Source organism: Chryseobacterium mulctrae (genome assembly GCF_006175945.1).
Classification (GTDB): Bacteria; Bacteroidota; Bacteroidia; order Flavobacteriales; family Weeksellaceae; genus Chryseobacterium; species Chryseobacterium mulctrae.
In genome coordinates this window covers 1278888-1298862 of sequence record NZ_VAJL01000001.1, presented here as the reverse complement: position 1 = coordinate 1298862, position 19975 = coordinate 1278888, and the positions used below count along the sequence as shown (strand labels likewise).

Here is a 19975-nt window from a genome sequence, read left to right as displayed (position 1 = left end):
ATGACTTTTAAATAAAATCTTTTATATGAAAAATGTAGATTACATCATCGTTGGTGATGGTTATGCGGCTTTATTTTTTGCTCATCAGTTACTTTTAAATAATAAATCATTTGTAATTTTCTCAGAAGGAAAGAAAAGTGCTTCACAAATTTCTGCCGGAATTATTAATCCGGTTGTCCTAAAAAAGTTTACTACATTTTGGTTAGCTCAGGAACAAATTGACTTTCTGAAAAAATCTTTGAAAAAAATTGAGTCTTATACAGGCGAAAATTATTTAATAGAATCTCCTATTCATAGAATTTTTCATGATGAGAACGAACAAAAACTTTGGCTTAAAAAATCAGCGAATGATGACCTAAAAAACTTTTTAGATGAAAATTTCGATCATTTAAATGGTGTAAAAAATGACTTTCAGGCCGGAAAGGTCAATCAGTCAACGAGACTAAATGTTAAAGGTTTTTTTGCTGGTTTATTAAGTTTTTTAGAAAATAAAGGAAATTTAGTCAAAGAGAAATTCGATTATTCTGTAATTGATACTTCAAATTCTACTTATAAAGATTTTAGCTTTAAAAATATTTTGTTCTGCGAAGGAATGGGAGTAAAAGAGAATCCATACTTTTCAGAGATTGCTGTTAATCCAAACAAAGGGCATCACATCCGCGTAAAACTTTCTGAACCTATTCAGCAAGATATTACTGTCAAGAAAAAGCACTTTTTATTTCCTTTAGACAATGATCTTCATTTTTATGGTGGAACATACGACCGTGAGCAATTACATCACGAAATAGATAATTCTGCAGTCGAGCAATTACAAAGAGGACTTTCAGAATTTTATCCGAATGATTTTGAAATTAAAGAAATTCATTTTGGCTTCAGACCAACGGTAAAAGATAGAAGACCTATTTTAGGAAGACATGCTCAGCATTCCAATTTATATGTATTTAACGGTTTGGGAGCTCGCGGAATTCTTAATGGATGTTATTTCTCAAAGACGTTATTTGATTATATTGAAAATAATATTCCATTACCTAAAGAAATTTCAATCGATAGATTTTAAAGAAAAAAGACGCTTAATAAAGCGTCTTTTCTTATTATTGTAAAGCCATTTTCTTGGTTGGCTGATCTTTTTTTGCATGAAACAAGACCATATCAGCATCTTTTTTTAAGAAGGTGACTTCATATTTGGTTTCAGTAAATTGATATTTATTATCCTCTGTAGAAAAACTGGGGTTTTCTATATTTTTTTTAAGCTCATAGCTTTGTCCGTTTAGTCTCACCACAACAGTATTTTTAGTGTTGTTGGTGATAATTTCCATTTCATCACCGTGGCGGTCAGTAACAGTTACCTTTGTAATATCATCTTGAGATGTAGGTGTTTCCTTCTTTACATTGGCAGTTTCGGGATCTTTAGCGGAATGTGTACACGCTGATAATGTGAGGATTATAAAAAATCCAAGTAAAAAATTCTTCATTTGTAATTTTGGTTTTTAAGGTTTTTCTAATATATTGCTTTGGTCGTGTAAAATTACAATTATTTCTTATTAAAAAATGTTAATTTTTAATAATTTAAATAATTTAATCTTTGTTTATGAGTTTATTTTAATGTTAAATATAATCAGCCGCTTCTCTCACTCATTTTTTCAGCCGATTTCAAGAAGAGTTAAATTTTGTTAATAGTGAATCGACTATTAAAATCTAAGCATACATTTGCATCTTGAAATGAGAAACTATATCGTATATTTTTTGACCAGCCTTTTTCTGCTTTTTATGGTGGAAAGCAAGCTTAATGTCAAAACTTTGCGTAATGACTTTTCGGGTCATATTGCTCATAATTATCCCAATAAGATTGATCAGACCAATCAATCAGGAGCTAAATTTTCAGTTCAGCAAATAACGAATACTACCGACGGTTTTTCGATAGAATTGGCTGAAGATGATTTTCAATTTTCAGATACAGTACAGGCAATTATCGTTTTTGCCAGTGTATTTGGATTAATTTATTCATTTGGATTATTATTCAAAAAAAGGTTTAAACCCTCAATTTCCGAATTTTTACAGCACTTCAATTCTGTAAAAACATTTATTTTGATTCGTTCTATCAGAATCTAAAATTTCATTTTCCCATTTTCTTTTTTGTTCCAGAACCGGAACAAAAGCATTGCGTTGTGCTTTGAATGATTTCACAATGTAATTATTTCCAGAATTATTTATTCAAATTAAACTTTTAACGATTTATACCACTCTAAAATTATGATGAAAAGAGTTGTCTCAGGTGCTGTCTTAAGCGCTGTTCTCTTACTGTTTAGCTGTAACGAGAAAAAAGAAGAAAAACAAGAAGATTCAGTGTATCCGGTGACTTCACCTGTAAAAATGGATACGATTATTAACAAAGATTTTGTTGCGCAGATTCAATCGGTAAAAAACATTGAAATTCGTGCTCAGGAAAAAGGTTTCCTTGAGAAAATCTATGTAGATGAAGGTCAATACGTAAAGGCTGGACAGACATTATTCAGAATTATGCCCCAATTGTATCAGGCTGAATTATTAAAAGCAAAAGCTGAAGTTGAACAGGCTTCAATTGAGCTGAGAAATGCAAGTACATTAGCAAACAACGATATTGTTTCAAAAAACGAAAGATTAATGGCTAAAGCTAAATTGGATGCTGCGAATGCTGAAATGAAATTAGCTCAAATCCATCTTTCATTTACAGATATTAAAGCTCCGTTCTCTGGAGTTATTGACAGAATTCCTTTGAAACTAGGGAGTTTAGTGGATGAAGGTGATCTTTTGACGACGCTTTCAGACAACACAGATATTTACAGTTATTTCAATGTTTCCGAACCTGAATATCTTAATTATCAGAAGAATGTTGCAGACCGAGGAAATCAGAATGTAAATCTGGTAATGGCAAACGGTGATTTATTTAATCAAACCGGACAAATTCAAACCATCGAGGGTCAGTTTGATAATGAAACTGGAAATATTGCTTTCCGAGCAAAGTTTCCAAATCCTGAAAAGCTATTAAGAAATGGGGAAACAGGAAAAATCCGTATGACTTTACCGTTGAAGAATGCTTTAATTATTCCTCAGAAAGCAACCTACGAAATTCAGGATCAGAAATATGTTTTTGTTGTCGATAAAAATGGGGTAGCAAAATCTAAAAATATTAAAGTTGCCTATGAACTTCCGGATATTTATGTTGTTGCATCTGGTCTTTCAGGTGGTGATAAAATCTTGTTGGAAGGAGTTCAGAAAGTAAAAGACGACCAAAAAGTAAAAGTGAAATTCCAGGATCCGAAGAAAGTTCTTCAATCTTTAAAATTAAAAGCAGAGTAAAAATAAATGATAATTGATAAGCGATCATTGATCCATCATTCATCATTAATAATTTATCATTTATAATTATTTTTATGTTTAAAAAATTCATACGCAGACCTGTTCTGTCGATTGTAATCTCTTTGATTATCGTTTTTATGGGAGTTTTATCGTTAATGAAACTTCCTATTACTCAGTTTCCTGCGATCTCGCCACCAAAAGTAAATATTACGGCAACTTATCCAGGTGCGAATAACGAATTATTGATTAAATCTGTAGTTATTCCTTTGGAAAGAGGGCTAAATGGTCTTCCGGGAATGAAATATATGACTTCCGATGCCGGAAATGATGGTGAAACTTCTATTCAGGTGGTGTTTGATCTGGGAACTGATCCGAATGTTGCAGCGGTTAATGTTCAGAACCGTGTTTCTTCGGTAGTGAATAAGCTTCCACCTTTGGTGGTGCGTGAAGGGGTGAAAATTACCCGTGAAGAACCGAATATGTTGATGTACATTAACTTGTACAGTGACGATCCCAAAGCTGACCAAAAATTCCTTTTTAACTATGCGGATATCAATGTAATGTCTGAATTGAGAAGGGTAAGTGGAGTTGGTTTTGCTGACATTTTGGGAACCAGAGAATATGCAATGCGTATTTGGCTGAAACCAGACAGATTAACGGCTTACAATATTTCAGCCGATGAAGTAATGGAGGCTTTAAATCAACAAAGTTTAGAAGCTTCTCCCGGAAAAACGGGGGAAAGTTCAGGGAAACGTTCTCAGTCATTCGAGTATATCTTAAAATATCCGGGACGATTTAATAATGAAAAAGATTACGGAAATATTATTCTTAAAGCTAAATCGGCAGGAGAATTTGTAAGATTAAAAGATGTTGCCGATATAGAATTTGGGTCTTCGATGTACGATATTTATTCTACATTAAACGGAAAACCGTCTGCCGCAATTACGGTAAAACAGTCTTACGGATCCAATGCAAGTGACGTTATCAAAAATGTAAAAACTTTGATGGCTCAGTTGGAGAAAACCAACTTTCCGAAAGGAATGCATTACGACATCAGTTATGACGTTTCAAGATTCTTGGATGCATCAATTGAAAAAGTTGTTCATACTTTATTTGAAGCCTTTATTTTGGTAGCGATCGTTGTATTCTTATTCTTGGGAGATTGGCGTTCAACATTAATTCCAGCGATTGCAGTTCCGGTTTCTTTGGTAGGAACTTTTGCAGTCATGTCCGCATTTGGAATTACTTTAAATATGATTTCGCTTTTTGCATTAGTCATGGCCATCGGAGTCGTTGTCGATGATGCAATTGTGGTGATAGAAGCTGTTCACGCCAAGATGGAAGAGAAAGGACTTTCGGCATTAAAGGCGACTGAAGAAGCGATGCATGAAATCAGCGGTGCGATTATCGCGATTACGTTGGTAATGGCAGCTGTATTTATTCCGGTGGCATTTATGTCGGGTCCGGTTGGAGTTTTCTACCGTCAGTTTTCGATTACAATGGCATCATCCATTATTCTTTCGGGAGTTGTGGCATTGACTTTAACTCCAGCCTTATGTGCTTTAATTTTAAAAAATAATCACGGAAAAGCGAAGAAGAAAGGTCCTATCACGATTCTTTTAGATAAATTCAATAACGTATTTACCAAAGGAGCAGGTAAGTATGAGAACTTACTGAAGAAAACCGTAACTAAAAAGTTCATCACACTTCCTTTGTTATTGATTTTCTGTGCGTGTACTTACTTTTTAAGCAATTCATTGCCTTCAGGATTTATTCCGGGTGAAGATCAGGGGATGATCTATGCAATTATTCAGACACCACCTGGTTCCACGTTAGAAAGAACCAATCAGATTGCGAAAGAACTGTTGAAAGAATCTGAAGATATCGATGGAGTACAGTCTGTTTCTTCACTGGCCGGCTACGAAATTCTGACGGAAGGAACGGGTTCAAACTCAGGAACATGTTTGATTAACCTTAAAAGTTGGGAAGACCGTTCAGAATCTGCCGCGGAAATCATTGAAAAGCTTGAAGAAAAAGCTAAGAATATCCCGGGAGCCAACATTGAATTCTTTCAACCTCCGTCAATTCCTGGGTATGGAGCTGCAGGTGGATTTGAATTGAGACTTTTAGATAAAGCAGGAAGTGGCGATTACCAAAAAATGGAGCAGGTGAGTACTGATTTTGTGAAGGAATTAAAAAAACGTCCGGAATTAGGTTCTGCGTTCACTTTCTATTCTGCGAGTTTCCCTCAGTATATGCTGAAAATAGATAATGATCTGGCCGAGCAGAAAGGTGTGAGTATCGAGAAAGCGATGGATAACCTATCTACCTTAATCGGGTCGAACTACGAAACCAGTTTCATCCGTTTCGACAGACCCTACAAGGTGATTGTTCAGGCAGGTCCGCAGTATCGAGCATTGCCGAGTGATTTGCTGAAATTATATGTGAAAAACGATAAAGACCAAATGGTTCCGTATTCCGATTTTATGCATCTGGAAAAAGTATATGGTCTTTCTGAAATCACAAGACATAATATGTACAATTCTTCTGAGGTGAGCGGAACTCCAGCTCCGGGTTACAGTTCCGGACAGGCAATTAAAGCCATTCAGGAAGTTGCCGATAAAACATTACCAAGAGGCTTCGGAATCGACTGGGCAGGAATTTCAAAAGATGAAGTGGGCCGTGGAAACGAAGCTGTCTACATCTTCCTGATCTGTTTAGGATTTGTTTATTTAATTCTTTCGGCGCAGTATGAAAGCTTTATTCTTCCTCTACCAGTGATTCTTTCATTGCCTACCGGTATTTTCGGAGCGTTTTTATGCCTGAAATTATTAGGATTGGAAAACAATATATACGCCCAGGTTGCGATGGTCATGCTGATCGGACTTTTAGGTAAAAATGCTGTATTGATCATCGAATTTGCCGTTCAGAAAAAAGCAGAAGAAGGAATTCCTGTCGCGCAGGCAGCCATTGAAGGAGCAGCAATCCGTTTCAGACCGATTCTGATGACTTCATTTGCATTTATTGCCGGATTAATTCCTTTGGTAATGGCAACCGGACCGGGAGCGGTGGGGAACAGAACGATTGGAACCGCAGCAGCAGGAGGAATGTTTTTGGGAACCGTTTTCGGACTGATGATTATTCCCGGACTGTATTACATTTTCGGAACCATTGCCGATAAATCCCGACTGGCAAAATATGAAGAAGAAAATCCGTTAACCGAACAAACAGAACCTTACCAACACGATGATAAACATGAAGATTTACAGTAAATATATAGCAGCCATCGCCTTATCGCTTGTTTTAGCAAGTTGTAAAGCGCCAATGGCAACCGTTATTCAGGACGAAGTAAAAAATAATATTCCTGAAAATTTTAATCAAAACGAACAGCAGGACGAAAATACCAACAGCGGAACTACGCCCTGGAGACAGTTTTTTACAGATCCTAACTTAGTAAGTTTAATCGAAACCTCTCTGAAAAACAATCAGGAGCTAATGATTACGCTTCAGGAAATAGAGATCGCCAAAAGCGGAATCGTTGCCAAAAAGGGTAGATTAAGTCCATCGGTCAGAGCAGGACTGGGAGCCGGAGTAAGTAAAGTCGGCCGTTACACCAGCGAAGGAGCCGGAGATGCCTCCACTGAAATTGAGCCGGGAAGAGAAATTCCCGATCCGCTGGGTAATTTTGAAGGTGGCTTAATGGCCAACTGGGAAATCGACATTTGGAAGAAACTCAGAACAGAAAAGTATGCAGCCGTTGCCCACTATCTTTCAACGGTGGAAGGAAAGAATTTTGTGCTTTCAAATCTGATCGAAGAAGTGGCTGATAATTATTATGAATTGTTGGCACTGGATAATCAGTTGGATATTATTCAGCAGTATATCAAACTGCAGACAAGAGCTTTGGAAATTGCTAAAATTCAGAAACAGGCGGCTGCAGCAACCGAATTGGCCGTGAAAAAGTTTGAGGCTGAACTGGCAAAATCTAAAGCGACAGAGTACACGATCCGTCAGCAGATTACGGAAAAAGAAAATCAGATCAACGCCCTTTGTGGACGTTATCCTCAACCGATTTTGAGAACGAAGGAAAGTTTTATGTCGATTATTCCGCAGACTGTTTATACGGGAATTCCATCTCAGTTATTGGCAAACCGTCCGGATATTAAGCAGGCTGAATTAGAATTAAAAGCTGCGAAATTAGACGTAGAAGCAGCAAGAAAAGAATTCTATCCAAGTTTAGAAATCTCTGCAACTTTAGGATTAGAAGCATTTAAACCTTCATATTTAGTGAAACTTCCGGAATCTATTGCTTACAATTTAGTAGGTGAATTGGCAGGTCCACTGATTAATAAAAGTGCGATTAAAGCTAATTTTCAAACGGCAGATGCGAAACAAATTCAGGCTTTGTATGAATATGACAAAACCATTTTGAATGCGTATTTAGATATCTCAAACTTAATGTCTAAAGTGAAAAACATCGATCAGTATTATCAGTTGAAATCTCAGGAAACACAGGCTTTAAACCAATCTATTGATATTGCCAATCAGCTTTTCAAAAACTCAAGAGCAGATTATCTGGAAGTTCTTTTAAACCAAAGAGACGCTTTAGATGCAAAAATGGAATTGATCGAAGCCAAAGAAAAACAGTTAAGTACTGTAGTCGACATCTACAAAAGTTTAGGTGGCGGCTGGAAATAGGTTTAGTTTTTTTATTCATATCATTATTTCATTCGTTGAAGTCCGGTTCTAATTTTTTAGAGCCGGACTTTTTTATTGAAAATAATTTACATCAAAATAAAACGCGTCAAGTTTTGGCGCATTACAGCTATAGCTTTGCAGTATAAAATATTGAGAGTTATGGAAATCCCGTTTTATTTAAGCTTCAGAGAATTTGAAAATGATTATTATGACAATCTTGAAAACTGGTTTGAAAACAATCGAAACACCAGTGAGACCGATTTTCTTCTTCATCTGAAAGAGATGTATAAACCGTATTTATGTTATAATTTTTCGAAAGACAGATTGCAGGCAGATGCTGTAATCGAAATAAATAACTGTTTCTTTCCGTATCATGAAAACTTTGGAATTTCTTTTAATATAAATCATGAAAACGCTAAAAATTTTAAAACCGGAATCAGCAATATTTCTGAAATAAAAAGTATAACGATGATGGAATATGCTCAACATATTTTAGACAGAATCCATCAATATTTTCAGAAAAATAAAATTTCAATGAAAGAAAATGAAACGATTCTGGATTACATCAACCATTACGAATTGATCACTGCAAAAGAAAAAACTGGCTATTGCCCCGATTACAATCTGCATCAGAAAAAACTTCCGTTTTTAAAGGCTTTTCTTCCTCGTTTCGGAAGTACGGTGGATATGTCTTTATACCGAGATTTTTATTTTTCAGTGGTACGAATTGCAGATTTCATAGACTCAAAATTGAATGAAGTTCAGGCTTTTGATCAAAGTATTTACAGCGAGTTAAAATCTGAAGCAATGATAAAAATTCACATGAGAGGACATAGTTTTCTTACGATTTGCAATTGATTTTTTTTAGGAGCTTGATCCCGCTTTCCGCACTCGCTATTTTTTAGTTTCGGCGGCGGCAAAGCCGCCGCCGAAACTAAAAAAATGAGCTCAAACAATTGCTCCAATCGGGGCTAAGAAATGAGGTTTCAAAACTAGAATTTAGAAATTAAAACAAATTGCCCGATTTAGAAAAAAATAAAAGATTAATCCATTTAATAAAATTCCCATTGCTTGAAAGCGGTTAAAACTAATAACCAATTAATATAAATAATCCGCACGGGTTTTGGGAATTTTAGGATTGATTATTAATGTTAACAAAAGGTTTCTGTTTTGAGCTTTTGGTTCTTTTGCTTTAAAATGAAAGAATATTTATTGAACATTCATACACATCATTATATTGTCGAAATGCATTTTGAAACTGCATTTCAAGCAAAAAACCAGATCAATTGATCTGGTTTTGTTTTGTAGAGAAGATGGGATTCGAACCCACGATACAGTTACCCGTATACTACCTTTCCAGGGTAGCTCCTTCAACCACTCGGACACCTCTCTATGTTTGAAGACTGCAAAAATAGGCTATTTTATTGAATCTACAAATTCTTTAATTTAAAATTACTCGCTTATTTCTCCACAAAGATTCCATGAAAAATTATCTGCAAAACTTCCGCTGTAATTTGGGTTGTCAATCAAGTGCATTGCTTTTGTGATGGCAGCTTCTGCGGTCATATCTCTTCCACTGATGGCACCAATTCTTGAGAAAATATTAGAGTTCTCATATTTTCCAAACGATATTCCACCTGAAATACACTGACTTACCACTACGATTTCAGTCCCGTTATTTCTGATTTGCTGCAAAGTTTCCAAGGTTTTTTCGTTGCTGAAAATTGTTCCAGAACCAAAAACCTGTAAAATTAAAACCTTCATTTTCGGAATTTCTTTAAAATGATTCAGCTTCATTCCTGGGAAAATTCTGCAGAACAAAACATCTTCAGAAATATGTTCGTCTACATGAAATTCAATTTTGCCGTCACAACGGAAAAGATTATCCTTGTCGATTTTCAAATGAACTCCAGATTGCCCTAAAATTGGGTAATTCGGACTTGCATACGCATCAAAATACTCCGCAGAATATTTTAAAGTACGGTTTCCTCTCAATAATTTATATTCAAAATAAATCGCAACTTCCTGTATCACGGCTTCATTTTCTTCATAAAGACTTGCATAATACAAACTGGTCAGAAGATTTTCTTTGGCGTCGGTTCTCAAATCTCCAATCGGAAGTTGTGAACCTGTTAAAATAACTGGTTTTGTTAAACCTTTCAGCATAAAACTCAATGCAGAAGCAGTATAAGACATCGTATCTGTTCCATGGAGAATCAGGAAACCGTCATATTTTTTATAATTGTCGAATATCAGATTGGCAATTACTCTCCATTCTTCTGGTCCCATATCGGATGAGTCGAGCGGTTGTGCAAAAGGATGTACGAAAACTTCGCATTCCATCAATTTCATTTCGGGCATTTTTTCAAAAATATTTCCGAAATCAAAGGCACGGAGACTCCCGGTTTCGTAATCTTTTTCCATACCAATCGTTCCGCCGGTATAAATCAGAAGGACTTTTCTCTTCATTTTTTTATTTAAATTAAAGATTTTGAGTTTCTTTTCAGGTTCAGAATTTCAAAATTACGTTAATTTGCAAAGATTTGAAAGAAGATGAAAGATTTAGAGAAAACTTACGAATATTTACAGCAATTTTTAACGGAAGAAAGATTAAGAAAAATCGAACATTTTGCTCCCGAAAGTTCAGATTTTATACTTCCGGTGATTGAAGATGTTTATCAATTCAGAAACGCAGCGGCAATTGTACGTTCTGTTGAAGCTTGTGGTTTTCATAAAGTGGTGGCATTGCAGGAAGAGCACAGCTTTGAGCCCAATTTAAGAGTGACAAAAGGCGCAGATACTTGGGTTGAAGTTGAAAGACTTCCAAGAAATATGGAGTCTTTTCAGAATATTAAGGACAGAGGTTATAAAATGGTGGCAGTTTCTTTAGAAAAAAATGCAAAATTTTTACCTGAATATGAGATTACCGAACCGATCGCTTTGGTTTTCGGAACTGAAATGGAAGGCGTTTCAGAAGAGATCTTAGATTTTGCAGATGAAACTTTGGCAATCCCGATGTATGGTTTTACAAGAAGTTTTAATGTTTCTGTTGCTGCCTCAATTTGTATGTATGAATTAAAGCAAAAGCTGATAAAATCGAATATTGATTATAAATTAAATGAGGAAAAACTCCTGAGAATGAAAATTCGTTGGGCAGTAAACTCTATGAGAAGCGGGAACCAGATTTTTGAAAAATACTTAAAGGATAATAATTTTAGCTTTTAAAAGTTATTATTAAAATTTTAAATCATCATGGCGAGATTATTCCTAGTTTTATTTTTGCTTTTATCCTGTAGTGTGTTCTCTCAATTGAAATTTGATACGCTCTCTCATAGAAAATTAAAAACTACGGTTACTCCTGCAATATTAGTAGGTTATCATTATGCAGGTGACGCAAAAGATAATACAGAAACATTCAGAGCGTCGCAAATGCACATCATTGAAGTTATTTTTGCCAGAATCATCGAGTATGGGGGAAATCACGGTGCTGCAAAAGTATATTATGCAGGAAGTGATTTTATATTCAATAACCGATATGATTTTTTTATGGCTCCTAAAATCGGAGTAAGCTCAAGTGCAGGAATTGCTTTAGGGGCAGAAGTGCAATTCCAGACTAATTTTGAAAAAGTAATTCCACGAGTAATGCCATATTTTGGATTTGGTGGCGGTGGCGGAAAGCTGACTGTCGGATATAATTTCAGATTATTAAAAGCCGAAAATTTTCCGATCAATACTCTTCAGGTAGGAATTACCTGGCCGATAAAAAGATTTAAAGAGAAAACTATTTAATCATCTTATTATAATTCCAAGCAGACACAAAAACTCCCGCAGTTTCCGTTCTTAATCTTTGATTTCCTAATGAAACCGCTTTGATTCCTTTTTCTGCTAAAAATAGAATCTCCTTATCCGAGAAATCACCTTCGGGACCTATCAGAAAAGTATAGTTTTCTAATTTTGGAATTTCATTTAAAGCAATTCTTTCTAAATTTTCGTTACAATGCGCTACAAAAGTGGTTTCAGAATCAATCGTTTTAAGAAAATCCTGAATTTTAATCAAATCATTTATAACAGGAAAATGAAATCTCAAACTTTGCTTTGAGGCTGCAATTGCCTGTTTCCTGATTTTATCAATGTTTAAATTTTTACGTTCAGTTTGTTCGGTTTGAAGAATGGTTATTTCAGAAATTCCCATTTCTACAGCTTTTTCCACGAAAAACTCGATACGGTCAATATTTTTTGTCGGAGCAATGGCAATGTGAAGTTTAGGACTGAAATCTGGAGTTTCCGTTTTAATTTCAGCAACTTCAATTCCTGCTTTTTTGCCTTCAATAATCAATGTTCCGGAAGCAAGATTTCCCTTTCCGTCAGTCACATGTATTTCTTCCCCGTCTTTCATACGAAGAACTTTTACAATGTGTTGCTGTTCTTCGTCATTGATGATTGCTTTTCCGTTATTGATTTCTCCAAAAAAAAGTTTCATAAAATGGAATATTTAGAATCTATCTGATTTAAATTAAGTTAATGTTCTTTAAAAAAATATCTCATTTTCACTTATAAATGCCACTCCGGTTTTTATCGTGGTATAAATATCGCCTTCACAATCTCTGTATGAACACATATAAATTTCCTCAATCCAAACATTATTCATGAAGATCATATTCAGATATTCATTTTTTCTTAAATTATTTTTGATCGACAAATAATCTCCTTCTTTTGGTTCGAAATCAAAACTGAAAACATTTTCAGAATTTATTTTCTCAATAATTTCTTCTTTTATATTTTGAATATATCCAATTTCTGAACTCGCCATTAAATAATCTTCGTCTTCAGATTGTTCTGTCACTTCATTTTTCCCGGTAATGGTTTCTAAAACCCAATAATATTTCGAGTTCTTTTTAGATTGTGTTCCCAGTACTTTTTCTTCTAATAATATCTTCATTATAAATCGTATTTTGAGGTTGCTGTAGTTCTTAAATCTGTAAATTCTCCTCTTTCAAATTTAAGCTGAGCAACCATTGCAATCATTGCTGCGTTATCGGTGGTATATTCAAATTTCGGAATGTAAATATTCCAGCCTAATTTTTCGTGATTGTCCTGCATTACTTTTCTCAATGCTGAATTGGCAGAAACTCCACCGGCAATCGCAACTTCTTTGATGTTTAAATCTTTTGCAGCTTTTTCTAATTTATTCATTAAAATTTCGATGATACATTTTTGTACCGAAGCACAAAGATCATTCATGTTTTCTTTAATGAAATCAGGATTTTTCTTTACTTCTTTCTGAATGAAATATAAAACTGAAGTTTTAATTCCGCTAAATGAATAATCGTAGTTGTCTAATTTAGGTTTATTAAATTTAAAAGCATCAGAATTTCCTTCTTTTGCCAATCGGTCGATGATTGGACCTGCAGGATAATCTAAATCAAAAATTTTCCCGATTTTATCAAAAGCTTCACCCGCTGCATCATCAATTGTTTTTCCGATAATTTCCATGTCGAAATAATCTTTTACCAAGACAATCATTGTATGTCCTCCACTTACGGTTAAACATAGAAACGGAAATTTGGGCGGCATAGGATTTGCATCATCAATGAAATGCGCTAAAATATGCGCCTGAAGGTGATTTACTTCTATTAAAGGAACATCTAGACTCATCGCGAGCGACTTGGCAAAAGAGGTTCCTACAAGCAGAGAACCCAAAAGTCCGGGACCTCTCGTAAAGCCTATGGCTGAAATTGCATTTTGTTGTATATTTGCTTTAAGTATAGATTTTTCAACAACAGGAATAATATTCTGCTGATGGGCACGTGAAGCCAGCTCGGGAACTACACCACCATATTCTTTGTGGATTTCCTGATTGGCTGCAATGTTTGAAAGAATAGAATTTCCTTTGATAATAGCTGCTGAAGTGTCATCGCAAGATGATTCGATACCTAAAATTATAGAGTCGCTCATAATAATGGCAAAGTTAGAGAATAATAACGAAAATGAGAACAAAAAATCGGTAGCTGAAAATCTGGGAGATCAGGTGCAGAAGACCGTAGAAAATGTTCAGGAGACCGTAAAAGAAGCTTCTGAATTGGCTTCCGACGCTATAAACCATCCGATAGATACCGCACAAGAGTTTGGTAAACAGGCTGCAAAAGATGTTGTAAGCTATTCTTGGTGGGCAAAATTATTATTATTTCTTTTCTGGACCCTTTTCTCAATCATCGTTCTTGTTTTAATTGCTATTAATTTACCCGTTACCAAAAGATGGGCTGCAGATCAGGCTTTACAAATCGTAAACAGAGATTTTAAGGCGAAAATGTCTACGGAAAGTGTAGAGGTAGATTTTTTTGGAGATGTTACCATTAAAGGTTTAAAAATAAAGGATTACAAAAATTTAGACTTTATTAAGGTAAGAGAATTCAAAGCTAATTCTGACTGGTTTTCTTTGGCGACCAATATCGGAAAAAATAATTCATTAAGTTTTAATGGGTTGAAACTTAATGATGCTGATATAAAGGTGATTACTTATAAAGGCGACAGTATTTCAAATTTCATCCGTTTTACACAACTTTTCGACAGCGGAAAAAAAAGAGACCCGAAAAAACCTCCCTTTCAACTGAATGCACGTCTGGAGATTTTAAATTCAAAAGTTTCTATCGTTAATCTAAATTCTCCGGGTGAACCTGGGAAATGGTTAACGGCAACAAACGTTAATCTTATTGTTCCAAAAGTAAAAGTAAAAGGCGTAAACATTGATGCACGGATTGATAATTTTACTTTTACCACCAAAAGATGGGGAAAATCTCACTTTGTAGAAACATTTTCTACCGATTTTTCGATGACTGAAGATTTTCTGGCTTTGGGAGATCTTACTTTAAATACAGATCATTCGCTTCTTCAGGGAGATATTAAATTTAATTTAAACAAAGGTTCGTGGGCAGATTTTACAAATAAAGTAAAGTGGGACATGAATATGAAATTGGGTAGCCAGATAAGTGGTTACGATATTTCTTATTTTGTCACCAACTGGGATAATTTTATTCCGTTTAATGCAAGCGGGAAAATGACAGGCCCGTTAAATCATTTTACCTTAGAAAACTTCCTGATTAGAAATCCTTCGGTAAATATTGCAACAAAAAAACTAAAAGCTAAAGATTTACTTAAAGGTAATTTCTTAATTGAAACCAATGATCTTTCAGCAGATTTTACGTATAAAGATCTGAAAGCAATGATGCCGACTTTCGTTTCTTCAAAGATGAAAAACTTTGCAGACGATTTTGGTAAATTAAAATATAACGGAACAGCGAAAGTAACTCCGAAACAAGTCTATGTTTCTTCAGGGAATCTGATGACAGGAATCGGGCAGGCAAAAATTTCTAATTTCTCTTTAACGGATTACAGTTCGACTTTACCTAAATATAAAGGATATGCAGAAGTGAACGACTTAAATACTTCTGTTATTACCAAAAGCAAAACGGTTGGTTTAATCTCCGGTAAATTCAATTTAGACGGACAAAGTTTTGATGTAAACACGATGCGTCTGAGTACAAAATCTCAGATTTCAAGCATCGAAATTATGAATAAAGAAATCAATAATGTTGTGTTGGATGGTCTTTTAGATCATAAAAAATACAACGGATTGATTACCGTAAATGATGAGCAGGCAAAAGCCACTATAAAAGGTTTAATAGATTTTAGTACCTCAAGAATTTCTGCCAATGTAGATGCTGATGTTGCTTATTTGAATATGAATTATTTTACCAACAAAGCAGGAAGCCAGATCGTAAGTGGTAGAGTAAATGGTAAAATGGCAATGTCTACCATCAATGATTTGAATTTGGACGTAGAGGCTTTCAATGTGAATTTTGCAACAGCAGATCAGAAATATCATATTCCGAATGCTAAATTAAAGACCTTTGTAGAAGGTGGAGAACGTTCTATTTTGGTAGATGCGCCGGGCGCAGTAAACGGAAAAATTTCTGGGAAATATAATCTTGCCGATTTGGCAGGAATGGTAGAAAATGGTTTAGGAAAAATTCTCGTTGGCCCTGAGCCAAGAAAATTATATCGCGGACAAACCTTTGCGATGAATTTTGATGTTGAACAGGGGGTGGTTGCTTATTTTATGCCCGATTTGAAACTTCCTCAAGGTGCAAAAGTGGGAGGAGAATATGATGGAAATTCAAATAATTTAATTCTGAATCTTGATGCTGCTTCTTTGAAGTATATCATGACAAAAAAGGAAGAGATTACAGAGGCAGACCGTGTTTTGGCAGAAGCTAATCCTGATTATAAACTTGACGATAGAGTAGTCGTTACCCGAGACAGTGCAATGGTTGACAGTGTAATGGTAAGAATTAATACCGCAAATACCGAACAGCAACTTTATGCAAAAATCAATAGGTTAGAATACAATAAAAATATCCTGAAAGATGTAATATTAACAGGTAAAAACGAAAATAATTCGATTCTTAGAATAGCAACCAGTTTTAAACATGGAAGTCCGGAAGATGAATTGAATGAAAATCTGAAGGAATATGCCATCAACTTTAACCAGTCCACAAATCCTGAAGGCGATTATGTTTTCAGATTTGAGCCTACAGAAGTTAATTTAAATAATGTAAAATGGTCAATCGATACCAATCCTGAGCTTAATCATTATATAAGTTATCGCAGAAAAACATCTGATTTTGAAATTCATAATTTGAAAATTTATTCGGATGATAGTTCATTGTTGATTAATGAATCTATTTTTAAATCAGCTAAAGATTTTTATGTAGATGCTGAAGTTCAGAATTTTGCTATCGAAAAGATTTTAGAAATGCAGTCGGGTGGAAACCCAATGGATATAAAAGGTCTGGCGAATGGTAATGTGAAAATTAAAATGGACAAAAGCACGTTGCAGCCTTTAGTAGATCTTACCGTTGATAACATTATGATGAATGGTAATGATATGGGTGATGTTACGATTTCTGCAGTCAACGGCTTTTCTCTGAATGTTTATGATGTTGACGTAAAAGTAGCTTCAGCGGGAGTAATTGGGAATAATAACCTGCATCTTACGGGCACAGTTAATAACAATACGCCATCGCCAACAATAGATTTAACAACAGAATTAAGAGACTTTGATTTGGCTTTTACCCAACAATTTGTACAAACTATTTTTGGGAATTTAAGAGGGAAAGCAACCGGAGATTTAAAAATAAATGGTACTCTCAAAAATCTTGATTATAGTGGTGACATTGCTTTAAAAGAGTTTGGGTTAAAACTTTTATTTACCGGTGTAGATTATTCATTTGATGATACGGTCATTCCACTTTCTAAAGGATTGGCAATTTTAAATAATATTGGAGTTCACGACGGAAGATCAAATTCTTCAGGAACAATTTCTGGTGCGATACAATTTGAAACTTTATCATCGATGGGAGTCAACCTCGTTATGAGAGCCGATAATTTATTAATGCTGAATACCACACAAAAAGATTACGATTTATTTTGGGGTAGAGTTTACGGACAAGGTGATTTATATGTTGACGGACCAGTTTCTGCTTTAAATCTTTCTACTCCAAATATGAAGGCTCTAAATGGTAGTACATTTACTTTTAACTCAAGTTCTACTTCCAATGTTGAAGAATTTAAAATGCTGAGGTTTTTGAAAGAGGGAAAAGACGGTTTAGTTACTTTAGAAGAAAAAAAGAAAACCGGAGCCAATATGAATATTGATTTCAGTTTGGATGTTGATAAAGGGACCACAGTAAATGTTTTGGTAGGAGATGATGTAGGAAATATTACGGTGAAAGGAATGGCCAATAATCTGAGATTCCAGATGAATCGGCAAGGAAATATAGCCATGAACGGATCTTATATGGTTGACAATGGAACTTTCGTGTCTAAAGCAATCCTTAACAGAACTTTTCAGATTCAAAAAAATAGCAGCATCAGATGGGATGGTGATGCGATGAAGCCTGCTTTGGATATTTCTGCAAATTATGTAAGAATGGTTTCTAATGCTGGAGATTATTTAAATATGGGACAATTACAGCCAATCAGTGTATTGTTACAGGCAAATATTACCAATACTTTAAATGATCCTAAAGTTGCATTAAATGTAACCGCGCTTGATGTTTCGAGCCAGGTAAAAGAAACTTTAGCTGCAAAAATTAATCAGACGGAAGGCGAAAATGTTTTACAATTTGGTTCTATATTATTGCTTAATATGTTTAATGTTTCAAATTCCGGTGGAGGATTAACTATTGATGCTGCAGGTATAGCAGAGTCTTCGGGATATAATATGCTATTAAAGCAATTGGGTTCAGTTTTGAATACAGTGAGTAACGAATTTCAAATTGATTTGAATTACGTAAAAGGAAATGATCAGTTTTCTAATACTGGCGACCGAGCGAATGCAGGGGTTAGTTTTGATTTATCACCTCGAATTACGGTGAAAACGGGCTTGGGGATTCCACTTACCAAAACAGAAAGTACAAGCAACAATTATCTTTCCGGTGAAGGGTCGGTAGAATATGACATTTCTAAGAAAAACGATGGTACATTGGTCTTGAGAGGTTATTCTAAACCTACGAACATCGGAATGGGTGTAGGAACTGTAGGAACGAATGGTTCTGCAAATCAGGCGTATGGTGGAGGTATTGTTTGGAGCAAAAGCTTCAATTCTTTATTCAAAAAGAAGAAAAAAGACAAAAAGTCAGCTACTGACAAAGTTGAAATAAAAACAGATTCTGCAAAATCAAGTGCCAAAAAGCCGTAAGTTTTTAATGATTTTTATCATACGTGTTAATTATTGTTAATGTTTGAGATTATTTTTTTAGTTTAATTATTTTTTTTAATTTTGTAAAAAATTTATCGATTTTTTAGGAAAAATATAATTTCACTAATATGAACTATCAACTGGACGAAATAGACAAGAAAATTCTTGATTTCTTAGTAGAAAACACAAGAATGCCTTTTACAGAAATTGCTAAGCAGATGGACGTTTCTGCGGGTACAATTCACGTAAGAGTGAAGAAAATGGAAGATGCAGGTATTATTTTAGGATCATCTCTTAATCTTGATTATGGTAAACTAGATTACCATTTCACTGCTTTTATCGGAATTCTTTTAACAAAATCAAACCGTACGCAAGAAGTTTTGAAAGAGTTAGGAACAATTCCAAACGTTATCGAAGCGAGTGTAATCTCTGGAAAATACAATATCTTCTGTAAGGTAAGAGCTAAAAATACAAACGATGCAAAAAGAATTATCTATCAGATTGATGATATTCAGGACGTAATGAGAACTGAATCTATGATCTCTATGGAAGAATTCTTAAGCGATAAAAACAGATTGATCAACGCAATCTCAATTTAATCGAATTTTAGACGATATAAATACCTAAGAACTTATGAAATCATTCATAAGTTCTTTATTTTTGCAGTATGGAAAAGGAATATAAAGAATACAGCTATTTTGATGTAGATCCAAAGAAAGGATGGGGTTTTATTTTGGCACTGGCTTCTCTGCTTTTGTTCACCATTATGGGGCTAGGAATTGATGTTGATGAGTTTCTACAGCACGAGTATCTCAATATACCGAGATGGTATTTTTATGTGATTTTCACTGTCGATGCTTTAATGATGATAAGTCTTGTTCTGATGTTTTTTTACAAGAAAATCGGGATGTTTGCTTTTCCTGTATTATTAGTTTTCCATTTCCTGATGCATAATTATTATTTGTCAACATTTTTATACACCGATGTTACCAACCTTTTCCTTTTTACAGGATTTGGAATGTTGGCAATTATTCCAAAATGGAAATTTTTCAAATAATTTATTAAAGATATTTTTATAAATAAAAGCCGACAGTTGTCGGTTTTTTTGTTGTAGTCGTATCTCAAGTTTATCAAAGAAACGAATAAATGAATTGCTCCATAGGAGCAATATCTGTGTAGAAG

At 34.7% G+C, this 19975-nt stretch carries 16 protein-coding genes and 1 tRNA gene; 11 read left to right on the top strand and 6 right to left on the bottom strand.

Features of this window, described 5'->3' with window-relative positions:
* Window positions 1-25: 25 nt before the first annotated feature.
* Window positions 26-1057, top strand: coding sequence for an NAD(P)/FAD-dependent oxidoreductase (locus tag FDY99_RS05750; protein WP_139419876.1), 1032 nt, complete (start codon window positions 26-28; stop codon window positions 1055-1057).
* Between the two features lie 34 nt (window positions 1058-1091).
* Here FDY99_RS05750 and FDY99_RS05745 read toward each other — a convergent pair whose 3' ends face one another.
* A complete protein-coding gene (locus tag FDY99_RS05745) occupies window positions 1092-1472 on the bottom strand; it encodes a hypothetical protein (protein WP_139419874.1) in 381 nt (126 codons plus the stop codon).
* A 247-nt stretch (window positions 1473-1719) separates the two neighbouring features.
* Here FDY99_RS05745 and FDY99_RS05740 point away from each other — a divergent pair, with 247 nt between their 5' ends.
* The 5 genes from FDY99_RS05740 (at window position 1720) to FDY99_RS05720 (ending at window position 8892) form a co-directional block, all read left to right on the top strand.
* Window positions 1720-2109, top strand: a complete 390-nt coding sequence (locus tag FDY99_RS05740) for a hypothetical protein (protein WP_074231821.1) — start codon at window positions 1720-1722, stop codon at window positions 2107-2109.
* 144 nt (window positions 2110-2253) lie between these two features.
* A complete protein-coding gene (locus FDY99_RS05735) occupies window positions 2254-3336 on the top strand; it encodes an efflux RND transporter periplasmic adaptor subunit (protein ID WP_139423768.1) in 1083 nt (360 codons plus the stop codon).
* Window positions 3337-3410: 74 nt separating this feature from the next.
* Window positions 3411-6608 carry an efflux RND transporter permease subunit gene (locus tag FDY99_RS05730; protein ID WP_139419872.1) on the top strand — a complete coding sequence of 1066 codons (3198 nt, stop codon included), beginning with the start codon at window positions 3411-3413 and terminating at the stop codon, window positions 6606-6608.
* Window positions 6592-8034, top strand: a complete 1443-nt coding sequence (locus tag FDY99_RS05725; protein WP_167494293.1) for a TolC family protein — start codon at window positions 6592-6594, stop codon at window positions 8032-8034. The genes FDY99_RS05730 and FDY99_RS05725 overlap by 17 nt, the downstream gene beginning before the upstream one ends.
* Before the next feature lie 159 nt (window positions 8035-8193).
* Window positions 8194-8892 carry a hypothetical protein gene (locus FDY99_RS05720; protein WP_139419869.1) on the top strand — a complete coding sequence of 233 codons (699 nt, stop codon included), beginning with the start codon at window positions 8194-8196 and terminating at the stop codon, window positions 8890-8892.
* A gap of 447 nt (window positions 8893-9339) precedes the next feature.
* Here the strand turns inward: FDY99_RS05720 and FDY99_RS05715 are convergent.
* Both FDY99_RS05715 and FDY99_RS05710 read right to left on the bottom strand, forming a co-directional pair.
* Window positions 9340-9426 (bottom strand) — tRNA-Ser (locus tag FDY99_RS05715).
* Between the two features lie 60 nt (window positions 9427-9486).
* Complete coding sequence (locus FDY99_RS05710) at window positions 9487-10503, bottom strand: asparaginase (protein ID WP_139419867.1); 1017 nt, start codon at window positions 10501-10503, stop codon at window positions 9487-9489.
* An 84-nt stretch (window positions 10504-10587) separates the two neighbouring features.
* Between FDY99_RS05710 and FDY99_RS05705 the strand changes: the two genes are divergently transcribed.
* Both FDY99_RS05705 and FDY99_RS05700 read left to right on the top strand, forming a co-directional pair.
* Window positions 10588-11259 (top strand): TrmH family RNA methyltransferase, encoded by a 672-nt coding sequence (locus FDY99_RS05705; protein ID WP_139419865.1) that lies wholly within the window; start codon window positions 10588-10590, stop codon window positions 11257-11259.
* Between the two features lie 27 nt (window positions 11260-11286).
* Entirely contained in the window at window positions 11287-11823 is a 537-nt protein-coding gene (locus FDY99_RS05700) for a hypothetical protein (RefSeq protein ID WP_139419863.1), read from the top strand.
* On the opposite strand, the gene FDY99_RS05695 is transcribed toward FDY99_RS05700, so the two are convergent.
* Genes FDY99_RS05695 through tsaD form a run of 3 tightly spaced genes read right to left on the bottom strand, consistent with a single transcriptional unit; the run spans window position 11816 to window position 13989 of the window.
* Window positions 11816-12514 (bottom strand): RsmE family RNA methyltransferase, encoded by a 699-nt coding sequence (locus FDY99_RS05695; RefSeq protein WP_139419861.1) that lies wholly within the window; start codon window positions 12512-12514, stop codon window positions 11816-11818. The genes FDY99_RS05700 and FDY99_RS05695 overlap by 8 nt on opposite strands.
* Before the next feature lie 48 nt (window positions 12515-12562).
* Window positions 12563-12973: a hypothetical protein gene (locus FDY99_RS05690; protein ID WP_139419859.1), complete on the bottom strand. Its 411-nt coding sequence runs from the start codon at window positions 12971-12973 to the stop codon at window positions 12563-12565.
* On the bottom strand, window positions 12973-13989 hold the full coding sequence (tsaD, locus tag FDY99_RS05685) for a tRNA (adenosine(37)-N6)-threonylcarbamoyltransferase complex transferase subunit TsaD (RefSeq protein WP_139419857.1): 1017 nt from the start codon (window positions 13987-13989) through the stop codon (window positions 12973-12975). Before tsaD ends, FDY99_RS05690 begins: the two co-directional genes overlap by 1 nt.
* A gap of 4 nt (window positions 13990-13993) precedes the next feature.
* Here tsaD and FDY99_RS05680 point away from each other — a divergent pair, with 4 nt between their 5' ends.
* From FDY99_RS05680 to FDY99_RS05670, 3 genes are all read left to right on the top strand, one after another.
* Complete coding sequence (locus FDY99_RS05680; RefSeq protein WP_139419855.1) at window positions 13994-18793, top strand: translocation/assembly module TamB domain-containing protein; 4800 nt, start codon at window positions 13994-13996, stop codon at window positions 18791-18793.
* A gap of 128 nt (window positions 18794-18921) precedes the next feature.
* The gene (locus tag FDY99_RS05675) at window positions 18922-19392 is read left to right on the top strand and encodes an Lrp/AsnC family transcriptional regulator (RefSeq protein ID WP_066678756.1); all 471 of its coding nucleotides are present in this window, start codon (window positions 18922-18924) and stop codon (window positions 19390-19392) included.
* A gap of 68 nt (window positions 19393-19460) precedes the next feature.
* Entirely contained in the window at window positions 19461-19850 is a 390-nt protein-coding gene (locus FDY99_RS05670; RefSeq protein ID WP_139419853.1) for a hypothetical protein, read from the top strand.
* Window positions 19851-19975 lie beyond the last annotated feature (125 nt).

What these genes read in the sequence shown, in the direction of transcription:
- FDY99_RS05735 (WP_139423768.1), top strand. Translation starts at nt 2,254, where the DNA reads ATGAAAAGAGTTGTCTCAGGTGCTGTCTTAAGCGCTGTTCTCTTACTG.
- FDY99_RS05670 (WP_139419853.1), top strand. Translation starts at nt 19,461, where the DNA reads ATGGAAAAGGAATATAAAGAATACAGCTATTTTGATGTAGATCCAAAG.
- FDY99_RS05720 (WP_139419869.1), top strand. Translation starts at nt 8,194, where the DNA reads ATGGAAATCCCGTTTTATTTAAGCTTCAGAGAATTTGAAAATGATTAT.
- tsaD (WP_139419857.1), bottom strand. Translation starts at nt 13,989, where the DNA reads ATGAGCGACTCTATAATTTTAGGTATCGAATCATCTTGCGATGACACT.
- FDY99_RS05750 (WP_139419876.1), top strand. Translation starts at nt 26, where the DNA reads ATGAAAAATGTAGATTACATCATCGTTGGTGATGGTTATGCGGCTTTA.
- FDY99_RS05680 (WP_139419855.1), top strand. Translation starts at nt 13,994, where the DNA reads ATGGCAAAGTTAGAGAATAATAACGAAAATGAGAACAAAAAATCGGTA.
- FDY99_RS05730 (WP_139419872.1), top strand. Translation starts at nt 3,411, where the DNA reads ATGTTTAAAAAATTCATACGCAGACCTGTTCTGTCGATTGTAATCTCT.
- FDY99_RS05700 (WP_139419863.1), top strand. Translation starts at nt 11,287, where the DNA reads ATGGCGAGATTATTCCTAGTTTTATTTTTGCTTTTATCCTGTAGTGTG.
- FDY99_RS05690 (WP_139419859.1), bottom strand. Translation starts at nt 12,973, where the DNA reads ATGAAGATATTATTAGAAGAAAAAGTACTGGGAACACAATCTAAAAAG.
- FDY99_RS05740 (WP_074231821.1), top strand. Translation starts at nt 1,720, where the DNA reads ATGAGAAACTATATCGTATATTTTTTGACCAGCCTTTTTCTGCTTTTT.
- FDY99_RS05675 (WP_066678756.1), top strand. Translation starts at nt 18,922, where the DNA reads ATGAACTATCAACTGGACGAAATAGACAAGAAAATTCTTGATTTCTTA.
- FDY99_RS05745 (WP_139419874.1), bottom strand. Translation starts at nt 1,472, where the DNA reads ATGAAGAATTTTTTACTTGGATTTTTTATAATCCTCACATTATCAGCG.
- FDY99_RS05710 (WP_139419867.1), bottom strand. Translation starts at nt 10,503, where the DNA reads ATGAAGAGAAAAGTCCTTCTGATTTATACCGGCGGAACGATTGGTATG.
- FDY99_RS05695 (WP_139419861.1), bottom strand. Translation starts at nt 12,514, where the DNA reads ATGAAACTTTTTTTTGGAGAAATCAATAACGGAAAAGCAATCATCAAT.
- FDY99_RS05705 (WP_139419865.1), top strand. Translation starts at nt 10,588, where the DNA reads ATGAAAGATTTAGAGAAAACTTACGAATATTTACAGCAATTTTTAACG.
- FDY99_RS05725 (WP_167494293.1), top strand. Translation starts at nt 6,592, where the DNA reads ATGAAGATTTACAGTAAATATATAGCAGCCATCGCCTTATCGCTTGTT.